The 17,117-nt window shown below is 67.4% G+C and carries 15 protein-coding genes; 7 read left to right on the top strand and 8 right to left on the bottom strand.

The window, feature by feature from the left end:
- Positions 1 to 2: 2 nt before the first annotated feature.
- The 5 genes from ACEN9N_RS14825 to ACEN9N_RS14805 all read right to left on the bottom strand — a co-directional run bounded on the left by ACEN9N_RS14825 (position 3) and on the right by ACEN9N_RS14805 (position 4,639).
- Positions 3 to 1,355, bottom strand: coding sequence for a TRAP transporter large permease (locus tag ACEN9N_RS14825; protein ID WP_007836432.1), 1,353 nt, complete (start codon positions 1,353 to 1,355; stop codon positions 3 to 5).
- Entirely contained in the window at positions 1,346 to 1,840 is a 495-nt protein-coding gene (locus ACEN9N_RS14820; protein ID WP_007836430.1) for a TRAP transporter small permease, read from the bottom strand. The genes ACEN9N_RS14825 and ACEN9N_RS14820 overlap by 10 nt, the downstream gene beginning before the upstream one ends.
- Before the next feature lie 57 nt (positions 1,841 to 1,897).
- Positions 1,898 to 2,875, bottom strand: coding sequence for a TRAP transporter substrate-binding protein (locus ACEN9N_RS14815; protein ID WP_413314504.1), 978 nt, complete (start codon positions 2,873 to 2,875; stop codon positions 1,898 to 1,900).
- A 68-nt stretch (positions 2,876 to 2,943) separates the two neighbouring features.
- Positions 2,944 to 3,834, bottom strand: coding sequence for an SMP-30/gluconolactonase/LRE family protein (locus ACEN9N_RS14810; RefSeq protein ID WP_413314443.1), 891 nt, complete (start codon positions 3,832 to 3,834; stop codon positions 2,944 to 2,946).
- Positions 3,824 to 4,639, bottom strand: coding sequence for an NAD-dependent epimerase/dehydratase family protein (locus tag ACEN9N_RS14805; protein ID WP_007836424.1), 816 nt, complete (start codon positions 4,637 to 4,639; stop codon positions 3,824 to 3,826). Before ACEN9N_RS14805 ends, ACEN9N_RS14810 begins: the two co-directional genes overlap by 11 nt.
- 219 nt (positions 4,640 to 4,858) lie before the next feature.
- On the opposite strand from ACEN9N_RS14805, the gene ACEN9N_RS14800 reads away from it, so the two are divergent.
- The 6 genes from ACEN9N_RS14800 to ACEN9N_RS14775 all read left to right on the top strand — a co-directional run bounded on the left by ACEN9N_RS14800 (position 4,859) and on the right by ACEN9N_RS14775 (position 11,392).
- Positions 4,859 to 5,728, top strand: a complete 870-nt coding sequence (locus ACEN9N_RS14800) for a FadR/GntR family transcriptional regulator (protein WP_413314442.1) — start codon at positions 4,859 to 4,861, stop codon at positions 5,726 to 5,728.
- Between the two features lie 111 nt (positions 5,729 to 5,839).
- Positions 5,840 to 6,841, top strand: a complete 1,002-nt coding sequence (locus tag ACEN9N_RS14795) for a Bug family tripartite tricarboxylate transporter substrate binding protein (RefSeq protein WP_413314441.1) — start codon at positions 5,840 to 5,842, stop codon at positions 6,839 to 6,841.
- A gap of 156 nt (positions 6,842 to 6,997) precedes the next feature.
- A complete protein-coding gene (gene kdgD, locus ACEN9N_RS14790) occupies positions 6,998 to 7,909 on the top strand; it encodes a 5-dehydro-4-deoxyglucarate dehydratase (protein ID WP_007836417.1) in 912 nt (303 codons plus the stop codon).
- Positions 7,910 to 7,953: 44 nt separating this feature from the next.
- On the top strand, positions 7,954 to 8,403 hold the full coding sequence (locus tag ACEN9N_RS14785) for a nuclear transport factor 2 family protein (protein ID WP_495653877.1): 450 nt from the start codon (positions 7,954 to 7,956) through the stop codon (positions 8,401 to 8,403).
- A 111-nt stretch (positions 8,404 to 8,514) separates the two neighbouring features.
- A complete protein-coding gene (gene gudD, locus ACEN9N_RS14780) occupies positions 8,515 to 9,870 on the top strand; it encodes a glucarate dehydratase (RefSeq protein ID WP_495653876.1) in 1,356 nt (451 codons plus the stop codon).
- A gap of 85 nt (positions 9,871 to 9,955) precedes the next feature.
- The gene (locus ACEN9N_RS14775; RefSeq protein WP_007836411.1) at positions 9,956 to 11,392 is read left to right on the top strand and encodes an aldehyde dehydrogenase family protein; all 1,437 of its coding nucleotides are present in this window, start codon (positions 9,956 to 9,958) and stop codon (positions 11,390 to 11,392) included.
- Between the two features lie 305 nt (positions 11,393 to 11,697).
- Here the strand turns inward: ACEN9N_RS14775 and ACEN9N_RS14770 are convergent, their stop codons facing one another.
- Entirely contained in the window at positions 11,698 to 13,251 is a 1,554-nt protein-coding gene (locus ACEN9N_RS14770; RefSeq protein ID WP_495653875.1) for an ABC transporter permease/substrate-binding protein, read from the bottom strand.
- Between the two features lie 126 nt (positions 13,252 to 13,377).
- Between ACEN9N_RS14770 and ACEN9N_RS14765 the strand changes: the two genes are divergently transcribed.
- Entirely contained in the window at positions 13,378 to 14,427 is a 1,050-nt protein-coding gene (locus ACEN9N_RS14765) for an ROK family protein (RefSeq protein WP_495653874.1), read from the top strand.
- 1 nt (position 14,428) lies between these two features.
- Here ACEN9N_RS14765 and ACEN9N_RS14760 read toward each other — a convergent pair whose 3' ends face one another.
- Complete coding sequence (locus ACEN9N_RS14760; RefSeq protein WP_495653873.1) at positions 14,429 to 15,973, bottom strand: efflux transporter outer membrane subunit; 1,545 nt, start codon at positions 15,971 to 15,973, stop codon at positions 14,429 to 14,431.
- Between the two features lie 15 nt (positions 15,974 to 15,988).
- On the bottom strand, positions 15,989 to 17,107 hold the full coding sequence (locus ACEN9N_RS14755; RefSeq protein ID WP_495653872.1) for an ABC transporter permease: 1,119 nt from the start codon (positions 17,105 to 17,107) through the stop codon (positions 15,989 to 15,991).
- Between the last annotated feature and the right edge of the window lie 10 nt (positions 17,108 to 17,117).

Raw genomic sequence — 17,117 nt, 5'->3', positions numbered from 1 at the left:
GCTTACAGCACCTTGTGGCCGGTCAGCATCGTGGGCAGCCAGGTGGAGAAGGCCGGCACGTAGGTCACCAGGGTGATGGCGATGAAGATCGCCAGATAGTAGGGCCAGGCGGTTTTCGTCGCCTCCCCGATGGATATCTTGCCGATCGCGCAGCCGATGAACTGCACCGTGCCCACCGGCGGGTGCACCAGGCCCAGCGCGCAGTTCAGCAGCAGCATCATCCCGAACTGCACCGGGCCCACGCCCATCTGGATGGCCAGCGGCAGGAACAGCGGCGTCGTGATCAGGATGTGCGCCGCCATGTCCAGGAAGATGCCCAGGAAGATCTGGATGATGTTGATGTACAGCAGCATCAGCCAGGGACTGGAGGTGGCGGCCAGCAGCACGGTCTCGATGGCGTCCGGGATCTCCAGGTAGGCCATCTGGTAGCGCAGCATGTTCGACACGCCGATCAGCAGCAGGATCACGCCGGTGGTCTTCGACGCCTTGGCCAGCGACTTGAAGAGCTTCTCGCGCGTCATCGTGCGGTAGGCCACCACCGTGAGCAGCAGCGAATACGTCACCGCGATGGCCGCCGCCTCGGTGGCCGTTGCCACGCCCTTCATCACGCACACCAGGATGATCACGATCACCATCAGGCCGGGAATCGCAGCCAGGAAGGTCTTGGCCACCATGCCCCAGCCGGGGAAGCGCTCGACCATCGTGCTGCCGTCGGTGCGCTTCGGGTAGCCATGCTTGGCGGCCTGCCAGTAGGCGGCCACCAGCATGCACACCATGATCCAGAACACCGGGATGAGCCCCGCGAACATCAGGTCGCCGATGGACACGCCCTTGATGATGTGCCCGTCGATGGTGCCCACCGCGGCCTGCGCTGCGAAGGCGTAGATGATCATGTTGTGCGAGGTCGGCATCAGCGCACCCGAGAGCGAGGCGTGCGTCGTCACGTTCACCGCATACGCCGCGCTGTAGCCCTCGCGCTTCATGATCGGGATCATCACGCCGCCCATGGCCGAGGTGTCGGCCACGGGGGAGCCGGAGACGCCGCCGAACAGCGTCGATGCCACCACGTTGGCCAGGCCCAGGCCGCCCTTCCAATGGCCGACGAGGCTGCGCGCGAAGGCGACGATCTTGTCGGCGATGCCGCCGTGCAGCATCAGCTCGCCCGAGAAGATGAAGAAAGGAATGGCCAGGAACGAGAACACGTTCATGCCCGACACCATCATCTGGATGGCGGTCTCGAACGGCAGGCCCTCGTAGGCAAAGGTGGCCAGGCAGCTCAGCCCGATGGCGAAGGCCACCGGCATGCCGAGCAGCAGGAAGAGCACGAAGCTCAGCGACAGCACTGTCAATGCCATGATGGAACGACCTTCTGGTCTGTGAACTGAGCCGCCAGGTGCTCGAGGGAGAAGAGGGTGATCAGCACCCCCGCAAAGAGAATCGGCACGTAGCGCACGGCCTCGGACATGCCCAGCGTGGGAATGGTCGACTCGCGTGTGGACACGGCCATCTCGGCACCGCCCGCGATCAATGCGATGGCGAAGCCGATGGTCAGCACATAGACAAGCGCCTTGCACCAGAACTGCGCTTTGGGCGGCAGTACCTTCACCAGCGAATCGAGGCCGATGTGGCCGGCGTCGCGCACGCCGGCGGAAGCGCCGAACATGGCGACCGAGATCACCAGCAGCAGCGCGACCTGCTCCACGTACGGCGGGGCGTCATTGAAGACGTAGCGCAGCACCACGCCGTAGACGACGACTGCGAGCAGGCCGACAAGGCACACGCAGGCGATGTACATCGCCCAGCGCGAAAGCCGTGCGTTCAGATGGGTCAGCAAATGCATTTGGAAGTCCTGCCTTGCCCCCTCCCTCCGAAAGGTGAGGGAGAGAAGCCGTGGGCGTCATTTCGTGTTGACGATTTCCTGCACCAGCGCCTTCAGCTCCGGCGTGGTGGCGAACTTGTCCCACACCGGCTTCTCGGCATCGACGAAGCCCTTGCGGTCGATATCGGCGGCGGCCACGACTTTCGCGCCGCCCTTGATGACGGCCGCCTTGGCGTCCTTCTCGCGCGGCTCCCACAGCTTCACGTAGTAGGGCACCGAGTCCTTCGCGGCCTTGCGGATCGCGGCCTGTTCTTCCTTGCTCAGCGTGTCCCAGATCTTCTTGGAGAACACCAGCACTTCGGGCGTCATGACGTGCATGGTCTCGGAGTAGACCGGCGCGGCCTCGAAGTGCTTGGCTTCGTCGTACGAGGGGTAGTTGTTCTCGGCGGCGTCCACCAGGCCGGTCTTCAGGCCGGTGTAGACCTCGGCGATGGGCATCGGCGTGGGCGAGGCGCCGGTGGCGCTCACCAGGCTCACCATCAGGTCGGAGGGCTGCACGCGGATCTTCAGGCCCTTCATGTCGGCCACTGTCTTGATCGGCTTCTTGGCGTAGACCGAGCGCGCGCCGCTTTCATACATGCACAGGCCGATGAAGCCGGCCTTCTCGAACGCGGCCAGCACCTTGTCGCCGGTCGGTCCGTACATGGCCTTGCGGAAATGCTCGATGTCGCGGAACAGGAAGGGCAGCGACGGAATCACCGACTCCGGCACGATGCCGTGGAACGAGGCGCTGCTCACGCGCACCATGTCCAGCGCGCCGATCTTCACCTGCTCGACCGTGTCCTTCTCCGAGCCCAGCGAACTGTCGGCGAAGATCTTGATGTTGTCCTTGCCGCCCGTGGCCTTCGACAGCTCATCGCCCATGAACTTCACCGCCTGGTTGGTGGGAAAGTCCTTGGCGTGCACTTCGGCGGAGCGGAAGGTTCGTGCCATGGCGGCGTTCGATACCGTGAGGGTGACCAGGCCGATCGCGATCAGGCCCGACAGCTTCTTCATTTGTAGTGATTTCATTCTTGATAGCTCCTCGGTGGATGAAAAGAAAACGCAGTGGATGAACAACAGGGTCAGATGCCGAAAGCGGGCTCCGCGAGGCCCTTCGCACCGGGCCGCAGCGCGAACACGCCGCCGGCCAGCGGCTGGTCCGAAAGGTCGGTGCCGCCGGGACGGATGGAGGTGACGAAGAGGGTGTCGAGGTCCGGGCCGCCGAAGGCGCACATGGCGGGCTTCTTCACCGGTACTTCGAGCGAGCGGTCGAGCCGGCCGTCGGGCGTGAAGCGGTGCACCAGGCCGGCGTCGTTGCCGCAGATCCAGTAGCAGCCGTCGGTGTCCATGGCGGCGCCGTCGGGACGGCCGGGCAGGGGCTTCATGTCGATGAACAGGCGGCGGTTGGTGGGCGTGCCGGTGTCCGTGTCGTAGTCGAAGGCCCAGACGGCTTGTACGCCGGGGTGCGAGTCCGAGAGGTACATCGTGCGGCCGTCCGGGCTGAAGGCCAGGCCGTTGGGCACGATGAGATCGCCGAGGCGCTCAGCGGCGTTGTCGCTGCCCTTGCCGTAGCGGTAGAGGCGGCCGATGCGCGCGCCGGCCGCCATGTCGAGCAGCATCGTGCCGGCCCAGAAGCGGCCCTGTCGGTCGCAGCGGCCGTCGTTGAAGCGCATGGCCGGTGCCGCGTGCGCGACGGGGGCGAGCGGGCTGGCGGCCAACGTGCCATCGGCCTGCGGCTTCAGCGAGAACAGGCCGCTTTCCATGCCGGCGATCCATTCGCCGGGAACGTCGGCGCGCGGCGCGATGCAGGCGATCATTTCGTTCGCCGTCCATTGCGTGTGGCCTTCGCTCGCGTGCCAGCGGTTCAGTGTGCGCGCCGGAATGTCGACCCAGTACAGCGCCTGCTGCCCGGCATGCCACACCGGGCTTTCGCCGGTGCCGTTGCGCGCGTCGAGAACCAGTTCAGCTTGCATCGCCGAAGGGGCCTTGCGCGGTGAAGGCGCCGCCCTGGTAGATGGCGTTCGGGTCGGTGGGGGCGACAGGTGGTTGTGCCTCGACCTTGTCGCGGAACACCTCCGAGCTGTCTTGCGGCACGAAGCCCAGGTGCGCGGCCGCGCTGTTGTCCCACCACACGTCGCGGTTGTTCGACATGCCGTAGACCACCGTGTGCTTCACGTCCGGCGTGAACAGCGACTTCTCGATCAGCGTCGTCAGGTCGCGATAGCTGAGCCAGGTGCTCATCATGCGGCGGTTGGCGGGCTCCGGGAACGAGGAGCCGATGCGGATGCTCACGGTCTCGATGCCCCAGCGGTCGAAGTAGAACTGCGCCATGTCCTCGCCGAAGGATTTCGACAGGCCGTAGTAGCCGTCGGGCCGGCGCACGGCGTGCGCGTCGATGTGTTCGCTTTGCTTGTAGAAGCCGATCACGTGGTTCGAACTCGCGAACACCACGCGCTTCACGCCGTGGCGGCGCGCGGCTTCGTAGACATTGAACACGCCCTTGATGTTGGCTTCGAGGATTTCCTCGAACGGGCGCTCCACCGACACGCCGCCCAGGTGGACGATGGCGTCGCAGCCTTCGACCAGCGCATGCACTGCCGCCTTGTCCGAGAGGTCGCAGGGCACGACTTCCTCGCTCGCGTCCACGGCTGGCGAAAGCGAAGCGATGTCCGACAGGCGCAGCGTGCCGGCAAAGGGCTTGAGCCGCTCGCGCAGCACCTTGCCGAGTCCGCCGGCCGCGCCGGTCAGTAGGAGGCGGTTCATCTTCTTGTCTGTCATCGTTGCGCGTCCATACATTCAGGAGTCATGGTTTCCGAGGGCCCGCCGTCACGGTGCTTTTCTGAAAGCGGCCGGTACGATGCCGACGGAGCAAAGTCAAAGGGCTGCATGTCGGTGCCGTGGAAGCCGAAAGCCGCAGGCGAAATGGCCGGCGGCGCCAGGAGATGTGAGATGAGTTATCTGTTGTCGTACAACTAGTTGGAGATTATCATCGTGGCCATGGCTCAGTCGACTGCGGGTAATCCCTTGGAATCACAAGCGCCGGTGGAAACGGCGTCTGCCGCTTCGGCTGCGGGAGCTGCTTTCGTGGGGCGACCGCGCCAGCGCGCACGCGGCCTCGCGCATGGGCTGGTGGAAGACCTGGGCGAAAAAATCCGCAGCCAGTCGCTGCGCCCGGGCGACAAGCTGCCGACCGAGTCGGCCATCATGCAGGCCTATGGCGTGAGCCGCACCGTGGTGCGCGAGGCGCTGTCGAAGCTGCAGGCCGGCGGGCTGGTCGAGACGCTGCACGGCGTGGGCACCTTCGTGCTGCAGCCGCGGGCGGGCGGGGTGTTTCGCCTCGATCCCGGGGAGATTGCCGCATCGGTCGACGTGCTGGCCGTGCTGGAGCTGCGCATCAGCCTGGAGACCGAGTCGGCCGGCCTTGCTGCGAGCCGCCGCACCGACGAGCAGTTGGTTGCCATGCGCCAGGCGCTCGACGATTTCGAGCGCAACGTGGTCGTGGCGGGCGACACCGTGGGGCCGGACTTCCGCTTCCACCTGCAGATCGCCGAGTCGACCGGCAACCCCTATTTCGCGGACATCATGCGGCACCTGGGCACCACGCTCATTCCGCGCACGCGCATCAGCGCCATCCGCACGCACGAGGGTGGCGCGCCCTATCTGAACCGGGTCAACCGCGAGCACGAGGAGATCTACGCGGCCATCGCGCGGCGCGATCCCGAGTCGGCGCGCGCGGCCATGCGCATCCACCTGACCAACAGCCGCGAGCGGCTGCGCCTGGCGCAGGAGGCCGCGCAGCAGAAGGCGAAGGCCGATGCGGCCGCAGGCACGGCCGCGCCGTCGTCCGACGACACTCCCTCCAGCTGAATTTTTCTTGCCGGCCAGGCTGGACAAGTTGTTTTTCTAGTTGTACGATGACTGATAACTTGCTCGGGCACGGGCGAAGCCATGACGAACCATCGAACAACTGGAGGCAGCATGACCATCAACCGGCGCGGCGCACTCGGTGCCGCACTCGCCACCACCCTGGCCGCCAGCCTGCCGCTGAGCGCCATCGCGCAGGGCGCGCAGCAGGGCGGGGGCGGCAACTGGCCCTCGAAGCCGATCCGCATCATCGTCCCGTACCCGCCGGGAGGCTCGTCCGACATCATTGCGCGGTCCATCAGCCAGCCGCTGTCGGAGGCGCTGGGCCAGTCGGTGATCATCGACAACAAGGCCGGCGCCAACGGCAACCTCGGCGCCGACCTGCTGGCCAAGGCACCGGCCGACGGCTACACGCTGATGCTGTGCGACCTCGGCGCGCTGGCCATTAGCCCGTCGCTGTATCCCAAGCTGCCTTTCGATCCGTCGAAGGACCTGCGCAGCGTTTCCATGCTGGCCTACTCGCCGCACCTGCTGGTGGTGCATCCCTCGGTGCAGGCGAACACGCTGAAGGAACTGGTCGAACTCTCGAAGAAAAGCGATCTCAACTTCGCCGTGACCGCCAGCGGCAGCACCGCGCACCTGGCCGGCATCGAGCTGCAGCGCAAGGTCGGCGCCAAGTGGGAATACGTGCCCTACAAGGGCGGCGTGCAGGCGGTGCTCGACACCGTGTCGGGCCAGACGCAGGTGCTGATGAACGGCATGCTCGCCACCTATCCACAGGTGCAGTCCGGCAAGCTCAAGCTGATCGCCGTGTCGAAAGCCACGCGCATGCCGCTGATCGGCAGCGTGCCGACCATCGCGGAGCAGGGCGTCCCCGGCTACGAGTCGGGCACCTGGCAGGGCGTGGTCGCGGCGCGCGGCGTGCCCGACGCGGTGATCGCCCGGCTCAACAAGGAACTGGTGCGCATCATCCGCACGCCCGACATCCGCGCGCGCCTCGCGGGGCAGGGCGCAGAGGTCGTGACCATGACCGCGCCCGAGCAGGACCAGTTCTTCGCCAAGGAGCGCGCGCGCTGGGCGCAAGTCATCAAAGAGGCCAACGTCAGGCTCGACTAGTCATGTCTGCCCCCCGGCTCTTCACTCGCTTCGCTCCGTGTAATTCGCCACCCCCCGAGGGTGGGGCGCGGCCCGCCTTGGGGCGGCCTCGCGGCAGCCGCATCGCCGCCCTTTGAATCTTCTTCATTTTTCAAAAACCTCACTGGACTCTTCCCGATGAACCCGCAAGAACTCAAGACCATCATGGGCTCCGGCCTGCTCTCGTTTCCGCTGACCGACTTCGACAGCAACGGCGACTTCAACAAGAAGGGCTACGTCGAGCGTCTCGAATGGCTCGCTCCCTACGGCGCGAGCGCTCTGTTCGCGGCCGGCGGCACGGGCGAGTTCTTCTCGCTGACTGGCGACGAGTACCCCGGCATCATCCAGACGGCTGTCGACACCTGCCGCGGCGTGGTGCCGATCATTGCCGGCGCCGGCGGCCCCACGCGCTTCGCCATCCAGTGCGCGCAAGCCGCCGAGAAGGCTGGCGCGCACGGCATCCTGCTGCTGCCGCACTACCTCACCGAAGCCGGCCAGGAAGGCCTGGCCGCGCACGTCGAGGCCGTGTGCAAGAGCGTGAAGTTCGGCGTGATCGTCTACAACCGCGCCACCAGCCGCCTGAAACCCGACACGCTCGCCGGCCTGGCCGAGCGCAACCCGAATCTCGTCGGCTTCAAGGACGGCATCGGCGACATCGAGGCCATGGTCGCCATCTACCAGAAGATGGGCGACCGCTTCGCCTACCTGGGCGGCCTGCCTACGGCCGAGGTCTATGCCGCTGCCTACAAGGCAATGGGCACGCCGGTGTATTCGTCGGCCGTCTTCAACTTCATTCCGAAGACCGCCATGGACTTCTACAAGGCCGTGGCCGCCGACGACCTGCCGACGCAGCACCGCCTGCTGAAGAACTTCTTCATGCCGTACCTCGAACTGCGCAACCGCACGCCGGGCTATGCCGTGAGCATCGTGAAGGCCGGCGCCAAGATCGTCGGCCACGACGCGGGCCCCGTGCGAGCGCCGCTCACCGACCTGAAGCCCGCCGAGATGGAACAGCTCAAGGCGCTGATCGACGCGCTCGGCCCGCAGTAAGCCGGCAAGCCGTCGAACACGAACAACAACACGGAGACAAGGCAATGTTCCTCAAGAAGCTCTTCCTGATTGCCGCCGCGGCGGCCGCGTTCTCAGGGTGCTCGATGATGCAGGCGGGCAATGCGGCATCGGCCTCGCCCGAAGTGGCAGCCGCCGCCGAGCGCCTGCGCATTGCGATGATCGATCCGACCGCCGCCGCGCTCGGCGCGCTGGTGGCCGACGACCTGAGCTATGGCCACTCGAGCGGCAAGGTCGACACCAAGGCCAGCTTCATCGGCGACCTGGTGGACGGCAAGTCGGACTTCGTGGCCATCACGATCACCGACCAGACCATCAAGGTGGTCGACGGCCAGACTGCCATCGTGCGCCACACGCTCGCGGCCGACACCAACGATTCGGGCAAGCCAGGCAAGGTGGCGCTGAAGATCCTCGGCATCTGGCAGAAGCAGGGCGGAAGCTGGAAGCTGCTCGCCCGCCAGGCCGTGAGGATCTAATGCTCCCCAGGCTTCGCGCACACCCTTGCCGGAGCAACACCAGCGGCCCCGGCAGAGCCGGTCCCGCGGTGTTTCCCGAAGGGGTCGGCATGGTTTTGGATTGATTCGAAAATGACATCTTCAGATTCCACTTCTCCCGTCACCGGTGCCCCCGTCGTCACCGGCATGCGCGTGATTCCCGTCGCGGGCCACGACAGCATGCTGATGAACCTCAGCGGCGCGCACGGTCCGTTCTTCACGCGCAACCTGCTGATCCTGACCGACAGCGCCGGCCACACCGGCGTCGGCGAAGTGCCGGGCGGCGAGAAGATCCGCCAGACGCTCGAAGACGCGCGCGGCCTCATCGTCGGCCAGCCCATCGGCCGCCACAACGCCGTGCTCAACAGCATGCGCAGCGCCTTCGCCAACCGCGACAGCGGCGGCCGCGGCCTGCAGACCTTCGACCTGCGCGTGACCATCCATGCAGTAACGGCCGTCGAAGCGGCGTTGCTCGACCTGCTCGGCCAGCATCTCGAAGTGCCCGTGGCGGCCCTGCTCGGCGAAGGCCAGCAGCGCGACGCGGTGCAGATGCTCGGCTACCTCTTCTATGTGGGCGACCGCAACAAGACCGACCTGCCGTACGAAAGCGACCCCGGCGCCGACAACGACTGGTTCCGCCTGCGCCATGAAGAAGCCATGACGCCCGAGGCCATCGTGCGCCTCGCCGAGGCCACGCATGCGCGCTATGGTTTCACCGATTTCAAGCTCAAGGGCGGCGTGCTGCGCGGCGAGGAAGAAGTCGAGGCCATCCGCGCGCTGCACGAGCGCTTTCCGCAGGCGCGCGTCACGCTCGACCCGAACGGCGGCTGGCTGCTCGCCGACGCGATTCGCCTGTGCCGCGACCTGCACGGCGTGATGGCCTATGCCGAAGACCCGTGCGGCGCCGAAGGCGTGTTCTCGGGCCGCGAGGTGATGGCCGAGTTCCGCCGCGCCACCGGCCTGCCGACCGCCACCAACATGGTGGCCACCGACTGGCGCGAGATGGTGCACAGCCTGTCGCTGCAGTCGGTCGACATTCCGCTGGCCGATCCGCACTTCTGGACCATGCAGGGCTCGGTGCGCGTGGCGCAGCTGTGCCAGGCCTGGGGCCTGACCTGGGGCTCGCATTCGAACAACCACTTCGACGTGTCGCTCGCCATGTTCACGCACGTGGCGGCCGCGGCGCCGGGCAAGGTCACCGCGATCGACACGCACTGGATCTGGCAGGACGGCCAGCACCTGACGAAAGAGCCGCTGCAGATCGAAGGCGGCTTCGTGAAGGTGCCCACGCGCGGCGGCTTGGGCGTGGAACTCGACATGGATGAAGTCGAGAAGGCGCACCAGCTCTACCTGAAGCACGGCCTGGGCGCGCGCAACGACGCGCAGGCGATGCAATACTTGATTCCGGGATGGACTTTCGACAACAAAAAACCTTGCATGGTCCGTTGAAGGTTTAGTCTCCCGTTTCCATTTCCGCAGCCGGACACCCAGTGCTCCGGCTTCTTTCTTTCCATCGAGCAGCAAGGAACCCCTCATGCAAAACTTCGACAACCTGATCGGCGGCGAATGGCGTGCCGGCGCAAGCTACAGCCCCAACCTCAACCCCAGCAACCTGTCCGACGTGCTCGGCCAGTACACGCAGGGCGACGCGTCGCACGTCGAGGCGGCCGTGGCTGCCGCCACCGCCGCCTTCCCGGCCTGGGCCACGGGCAGCATCCAGGCGCGCTCCGATGCGCTCGACAAGATCGGTACCGAAATCCTCGCGCGCAAGGAAGAACTCGGCACGCTGCTGGCCCGTGAAGAAGGCAAAACCCGCGCCGAAGGCATCGGCGAGGCCACCCGCGCGGGCCAGATCTTCAAGTTCTTCGCCGGCGAATGCCTGCGCCTGTCGGGCGAGGTGCTGCCTTCGGTGCGGCCCAACATCGGCGTGGAGATCACGCGCGAGCCGGTCGGCGTGGTCGGCCTCATCACGCCGTGGAACTTCCCCATCGCCATCCCGGCCTGGAAGATCGCACCTGCGCTCGCTTTCGGCAACTGCGTGGTCCTGAAGCCTGCCGACCTCGTGCCCGGCTGCGCCTGGGCGCTGGCCGAGATCATCAGCCGCTCGGGCATCCCGGCCGGCGTGTTCAACCTCGTGATGGGCCGCGGCAGCGTGATCGGTAACGCGCTGGTCAACCACCCCGGCATCCATGCGATCAGCTTCACGGGCTCGGTCGGCGTGGGCCGCAACATCGCCGTGCAGTGCGTCACCAACCACAAGAAGGTGCAGCTCGAAATGGGCGGCAAGAACCCCCAGGTGATCCTGGACGACGCCGATCTCGCGCAGGCCGTGGAGCTCAGCGTGCAAAGCGCGTTCTATTCCACCGGCCAGCGCTGCACCGCGTCGAGCCGCCTCATCGTGACCGAAGGCATCTACCCCAAGTTCATCGAGGCGATGAAGGCGCGCATGGCCAAGATCAAGGTCGGCGATGCGCTCGCGCAGGGCACCGACATCGGCCCCGTCTCGTCCAAGTCGCAGCTCGACCAGGACATGGAATACGTTGCCATCGGCAAGGGCGAGGGCGCCACGCTGGCTGCCGGCGGCGAGCTGCTGAAGCTGGAGACCGACGGCTACTACATGTCGCCCGCGCTCTTCAGCGAATCGGCCGCAGCCATGCGCATCAACAAGGAAGAGATCTTCGGGCCGGTCGCGAGCGTGATCCGCGTGAAGAACTACGAAGAGGCGCTGGCAACGGCCAACGACACAGAGTTCGGCCTCTCGGCGGGCATTGCGACCACGAGCCTGAAGTACGCCACGCACTTCAAGCGCCACAGCCAGGCGGGCATGGTGATGGTCAACCTGCCGACGGCTGGCGTCGACTACCACGTGCCGTTCGGCGGCCGCAAGGGTTCGAGCTATGGTCCGCGCGAGCAGGGCAAGTATGCGCAGGAGTTCTTCACCACTGTGAAGACGGCTTACACACTGGCCTGATCCTTTGGTCGTGGGTGGCTCTGGGCACGCTGTCGTGTTCGGGGTGCGCTCGCGCCGACGGGTACTCTGCTCCGCGAATGTCCCCCGGCCTTTGGCCTCCTCCTTTATTTCGCTGCGCAGAGCACCCCGCCAGCATGATCGATCAGAGCACTGGTTGATCAGCCAACACAACGGCAGCGTCCATTGTGCGAAGGGCACCGGGTGGCTCCCGCAGCGAAATAAAGGAGGAGCCGAAGGCGGGGGACATTCGCGGAGGGAGCCACCCGGTGCCCTTCGCACACACCCCGAAAGAAAGCCCCCCGAATTCAGGAAGGTGGCGAAGACGGCGGCACACGACGCCGCCGCCGCATCAAGTACTCCACGAGTTCGAACAGGCCCTCGCTCAGCAACGCCAGCGCAGCCGCCGGCAATGCACCCGCAACGAGCAGTTCGCGGTCGTTGAGCGCCAGCCCCGTCACGATGCGCTCGCCGAAGCCGCCCGCACCGATGAAGGCCGCGATGGTCGCCGTGCCGATGGCGATCGAGGTCGCGGTGCGCACGCCCGCCAGCAGCGTGGGCAGTGCCAGCGGCAGCAGCACCAGCCGAAGGCTCTGCGGCGGCGTCATGCCGAGTGCGGTGCCGGCCATCCGCAGGCCGTTGGGCACCTCGGCCAGGCCCGTCACCGTGTTGCGCATGATCGGCAGCAGCGAATAGAGCGTCAGCGCGATCAGCGCGGGCAGCGCGCCGATGGCGCCCAGCATCGAGATCAGCACGGCCAGCAGCGCCAGCGACGGCACTGTCTGCAGCAGGCTCGCGAAACCCAGCACCACCGCGCGCAGCCGCACATGCGCAAACACCAGGATCGCCAGCGGCACGCCGATGAGAATCGCGACGCCGACCGACACCGCCACCAACAGAAGATGCTGCCGCGCGAGCTTCCACAGGTCCGGCCCGAACAGCTTGGCCATGAAGCCGCGCCGCGCTTCCCGCGGCTGCGCCTTCGCGCCCTTGCCCGTGCTCGCGAGGAAGTCGCGCGCGATGGTGTCGAAGGGCACGCTCTGCAGCTCGGCCCGCGCATTCATCGCGATCATCGCGCGCTCGTCGACGCGGCCTTCGAGCGTCTTCAACGCGGCCCAGGCCAGCGGCAGCCGCGTGGGCAGGTCGAGCTTGTAGAGCACCACCGCGTCGTAGCGCGGAAAGTATTTCCTGTCGTCTTCCAGCACGCGCAGGCCGAGGTGGTCGATCTTGGCGTCGGTGGTGTAGATGTCGATCACGTCGATCTGCTTCGCGGCCACCGCGTCGTAGGCCAACCCGTGGTCGAGCCCGGTGGGCATCTGCGTGAAGCCGTAGCGCCCGGCCAGGCCCTTCCAGCCGTCCGCGCGGCCGATGAATTCGTTCGACAGGCCGAACTTCAGCTCGGGGTGCTTCGCCAGGTCGCTCAGCGTGCGCAGGCCCAGCCGCTCGGCGTCGGCGGCGCGCACCGCGAGCGCATAGCCGTCGTTGAAGCCCAGCGGAATGGCCACGCCCAGGCCCATCGGCGCGAGCGCCGCGTTCATGGCCTCGCGCGTGTCCGCCGGCGAGCCCTTGAGGATTTCGAGCGCGATGGTGCCGGTGTATTCGGCGTACAGGTCGATGGCGCCCGAGCGCAGCGCCTCGTACACGATGGCCGTGTTGCCCAGGCCTTGCCGCACGACGGGCGGCGAGACGGTGTGCGGTGCGGCCGTCTGCGCCAGCAGTTCGGCCAGGATGTACGACTCGGTGAAGCGCTTGGAGCCCACGCGCAGCGTCTCGTCCGCGGCTCGTGCGGGGGCGGGCGCGACGGCAAGCCATGCGAGGGCGTACAGCAGGGCGGCGCGCCAGAAACAGCGGGGCAGATGCATCCGGGCCAGTGTATAGACATCGTTCCGTTTGGCGCACCCGCCGCTCTCCTACACGCCGTGGTGCGCGGTGCCGATGGGGCGGGCCGCTGATCGGGCCCACAGTCGGTTGCCATGAAGACCCGCTCCATGAAGAACGAACACCCCGGCCCCGACGTCCACGGCCTGCGGGAGCTGCCGGGCGTGCAGGTCGACGGCTACAGCCTGCAGCTGCGCGACAAGGACGGTTTCGTCGGCGACCAGGCCAGCCAGACGGCCTTTCGCGAACTGCTCGAACGCTGGCGCAAGCGCCGCCGCAGGAAGGGAAAGGACCCGCTGGGCGGCTCGCATTCGCGCGACCTCGGCAAGGGGGAACTCGACCGCGCGCTGCAGGGAGGAAAGGCGTCCGAGGCCTCCGATGTGATGCATGGCGCCATCGAGGAGTTCGCGCAGGAGCTGGCCCTGGTGATCCAGCGCTTCATGCGCCAGCCCTCGTGGCGGAAGGTGCAGCGCATCGTGGTCGGCGGCGGCTTTCCCGAGAGCGACGTGGGCGAGCGCGCCATCCTGCAGACTGGGGCCATCCTCGAGGAGATGGGCCTGCACGTGCAGATCGGCCGCCTCTCGCACGACGTGGACGACGGCGGACTGATCGGCTGGGCGCACCTTGTGCCGCGCGCCATGCTGAAGAAGCACGACGCGATCCTCGCGGTGGACATCGGCGGCACCAACGTGCGCTGCGGCATCGTGAAAACACGCCACCGCAAGGCGCGCGACTTCTCGCTCGCCAAGGTGGTGCGCCGCGAGAAGTGGCGCCATGCGGACGATGCGCCCGACCGCGGCGGCATGGTCGAGCACATCGCCGACATGCTGGAAGACATGGTGCGCTACAGCGAGCGCAGGAAGATCCGGCTCGCGCCCTTCGTCGGCGTTGGCTGCCCGGGCCTGATTCGGCCGGACGGTTTCATAGCGCGCGGCGCGCAGAACCTGCCCGGCGACTGGGACAGCCACGCCTTCCACCTGCCGAGCCAGCTGTGGCAGCGCATGCCGATGCTGGGCTCGGGCCCGACGCTGGTGCTGATGCACAACGACGCAGTGGTGCAGGGCCTGAGCGAACTGCCCTTCATGCGCGACGTGCGGCACTGGGGCGTGCTGACCATCGGCACGGGGCTGGGCAACGCGAGCTTTACCAACAGGGCTTGAATCAGTCTTCGGGTCGCAGGCCTTCGACGCGCATGCTGGCCGACGCCACGGCCTCGCCGCCCAGTGCCTTGTAGACGGCCACCAGCCCGACCGCGAGCCGGCTGGCGCTCTGCGCCTGGTCGCGCCGCGCCTGCAGCAGGGCGCGGCGCGCGTCGAGCTCGACGCTCAGGTCGGTGAGGCCGCCCTTGTAGCGGGCAGCCGCCAGCACCAGCGCGTCGCGGCCGCGGCGCTCGCGCTCGGCCAGTTCGGTCTGCCGCTGCCGCTCGGCGGCGTAGGCGGTGAGCGCCGAGTCGATCTCGTGCCAGGCCTTGAGCACGGTCTGCTGAAAGGCCACGGCCGCTTCCTGCTGCTGCAGCTCGCGCAGTTCGACGGTGCCGCGGCGGCGTCCGTTGTCGAAGATCGGCAGGCTGATCGACGGGCCCACGTGCCATTGCCGGCTGCCCCATTCACCGAAACGCTCGCTGCCTACCGATTCGTAGCCGAAGCCGGCGCCCAGCGTCACGCGAGGATAGAGATCGGCCACGGCCACGCCGATGCGGGCCGTGGCGGCATGCAGCTGCGCCTCGGCCGCCGCGATGTCGGGGCGGCGGCGCGCGAGTTCGGCGGGCTGGCCCAGCGCGAGGGCGGGGAGCGCCGGGGTGTCGAGTGCGTCGCCGGTGGCGGTGTCGGCCAGCTCGGTGTTCAGCGCGCCGGGCGCGGCACCGGCCAGCAGCGTGATGCGGTTCGTCGCATCGGCCTCCTGCAGCAGCAGCGCGGGAATGCGCGCGCGCAGTTCGGCGACCAGCGAGCGCTGGCGCATCGGGTCCAGGTCGGTGACGAGGCCGCCGTCGGCGCGCGCCTGCACCAGTTCGAGCGACTCGGCGGCTGCAGCGATGTCGGCGCGCGCGATGCGCAGTTCGCGTTGCGTGCCGCGCAGCTCGAAGTAGTTGCGCGCCAGCTCGGCCTGCACGCTGAGCCGGGCCTGCCGCAGCAGCGCGGACGAGGCGCTCGCGTCGGCATCGGCCGCCTCGATGGCCCGGCGCACGCGGCCCCACAGGTCGATCTCCCACGAGGCATCGAAGCCGGCCTGGTAGAGGTTGTAGGGCTCGCTGAGTGTGTGAATGAGCTGGTCGCGGTTGGAGACCGACGAGCCGAGCGCATCGATCATCCGCGTGGCGGCACCGCTTTCGCTCTGGCGCTGCCGGGTGACGCCGGCGCTCGCGTTCACCTGCGGCCCCTGCTGCGCCGCCGTGGTGGTGCGCTGCACGCGGCTTTGTGCGAAGCGCAGGGCGGCAGTCTGAAGGTCGGGGTTGCTTGCGAGCACCATGGCTTCGAGGCGATCGAGCACCGGATCGTTGAAGGCCTTCCAGTCGCCGGATGCGATGCCGCCGGTGGAAGCGCCTTGCCGTTCCGCGCCCAGCAGCGCGGGCGAGCCGCCGTGCCAGGCAGTCCAGTCGGCGGGCGTGCGCACCTCGGCCGGCTTGTGGTCGGGTCCTACGGCGCAGCCGGAGAGCAACAGGGAGAAGGCGAACGCGGTCGCGGCGCGAGGAGCGGACAGAAGAGGCATGGCGTGCTCCCGGTTTCAGACAAGACGGTTGCGGAACAGCCAGGCCGCCAGCGGCAGCGTGATGGCGGCGATGACTGCGAGCGGAATCAGGTTGTGCCAGACCGTGCCCAGCCCCACGCCTTCGAGGTACACGCGCTGCACGAGATCGATGGCAAAGCGCAGCGGGTTGGCCAGCGTGGCCACCTGCAGCACGTGCGGCATGTTGCGCACCGGCGTGGTCAGGCCCGACAGCAGCATCAGCGGCATGAGCAGCACGAATGCGTAGAGCATGGCCTGCTGCATGTTGGCCGACACGGCCGAGATCGACAGGCCGATGCCCACGCTCGCGACCGTGAAGAACACCAGCCCCGTGTACAGAGTGACGAGCGAGCCCGCCATCGGAATGCGGAACCAGAACAGCGCCACAAGCAGGATCAGCGACGACTGCACCAGCCCCACCAGCACCGGCGGCAGTGCCTTGCCGATCATGATATCGAGCGGCGACATCGGCGTGACCAGCAGCTGGTCGAAGGTGCCTTGCTCGCGCTCGCGCGCCACCGACAGCGCGGTGAGCAGCAGCGTCTGCAGCATGCTGAGCGCAGCGATCATGCCGGGCAGCAGGTTCCAGCGCGTCTCGAGATTCGGGTTGAACCATGCGCGCGATTCGATGACCAGCGGTGAGGGCGGGGCGCCCGCGCGCGCGCGCAGTTCCGCGTTGTAGCGTTCGACCACCGCGCTCACGTAGCCCGCCGCCGAGCCCGCGGTGTTGGAGTTGCGCGCATCGAGGATCAGCTGGATCGTCGTGGTCTGCCCCGCGCTGAGCTGCTGCTCGAAGTTGGCGGGAATCTGGATGACGAGCAGCGCCTGCTCGGTGTCGACCACCTCGCGGATGTCGGCCTGCGAGCGCAGCGTGGCCACGCGGTGGAAGACGCCCGTGCTGTCCAGGTGCGCGATGAGTTCGGACGAGGCGCCGTTGCGGCTCTGGTCGAGCAACGCATAGGGCACGTTGGTGAGATCGTAGGTCGCGCCGTAGCCGAAGACCAGGCTCTGCAGCAATGCCGGCGCGACCAGGATGGCGCGCGTGGCCGGGTCCTTGAGGATCGTCAGCAGCTCCTTGCGGCAGAGGTTGGCGATGCGCATGAGGAAATCGATCATGGCTTCGGTC

The organism is Variovorax sp. Varisp46 (genome assembly GCF_059491885.1).
Note: the sequence above shows the minus strand (reverse complement) of the source record. Positions and strands in the feature narration are given on the sequence as shown.

Coding starts and splice junctions, on each gene's coding strand:
- ACEN9N_RS14825 (WP_007836432.1), bottom strand. CDS start 1,355: ATGGCATTGACAGTGCTGTCGCTGAGCTTCGTGCTCTTCCTGCTGCTC.
- ACEN9N_RS14820 (WP_007836430.1), bottom strand. CDS start 1,840: ATGCATTTGCTGACCCATCTGAACGCACGGCTTTCGCGCTGGGCGATG.
- ACEN9N_RS14815 (WP_413314504.1), bottom strand. CDS start 2,875: ATGAAGAAGCTGTCGGGCCTGATCGCGATCGGCCTGGTCACCCTCACG.
- ACEN9N_RS14810 (WP_413314443.1), bottom strand. CDS start 3,834: ATGCAAGCTGAACTGGTTCTCGACGCGCGCAACGGCACCGGCGAAAGC.
- ACEN9N_RS14805 (WP_007836424.1), bottom strand. CDS start 4,639: ATGACAGACAAGAAGATGAACCGCCTCCTACTGACCGGCGCGGCCGGC.
- ACEN9N_RS14800 (WP_413314442.1), top strand. CDS start 4,859: ATGGCTCAGTCGACTGCGGGTAATCCCTTGGAATCACAAGCGCCGGTG.
- ACEN9N_RS14795 (WP_413314441.1), top strand. CDS start 5,840: ATGACCATCAACCGGCGCGGCGCACTCGGTGCCGCACTCGCCACCACC.
- kdgD (WP_007836417.1), top strand. CDS start 6,998: ATGAACCCGCAAGAACTCAAGACCATCATGGGCTCCGGCCTGCTCTCG.
- ACEN9N_RS14785 (WP_495653877.1), top strand. CDS start 7,954: ATGTTCCTCAAGAAGCTCTTCCTGATTGCCGCCGCGGCGGCCGCGTTC.
- gudD (WP_495653876.1), top strand. CDS start 8,515: ATGACATCTTCAGATTCCACTTCTCCCGTCACCGGTGCCCCCGTCGTC.
- ACEN9N_RS14775 (WP_007836411.1), top strand. CDS start 9,956: ATGCAAAACTTCGACAACCTGATCGGCGGCGAATGGCGTGCCGGCGCA.
- ACEN9N_RS14770 (WP_495653875.1), bottom strand. CDS start 13,251: ATGCATCTGCCCCGCTGTTTCTGGCGCGCCGCCCTGCTGTACGCCCTC.
- ACEN9N_RS14765 (WP_495653874.1), top strand. CDS start 13,378: ATGAAGAACGAACACCCCGGCCCCGACGTCCACGGCCTGCGGGAGCTG.
- ACEN9N_RS14760 (WP_495653873.1), bottom strand. CDS start 15,973: ATGCCTCTTCTGTCCGCTCCTCGCGCCGCGACCGCGTTCGCCTTCTCC.
- ACEN9N_RS14755 (WP_495653872.1), bottom strand. CDS start 17,107: ATGATCGATTTCCTCATGCGCATCGCCAACCTCTGCCGCAAGGAGCTG.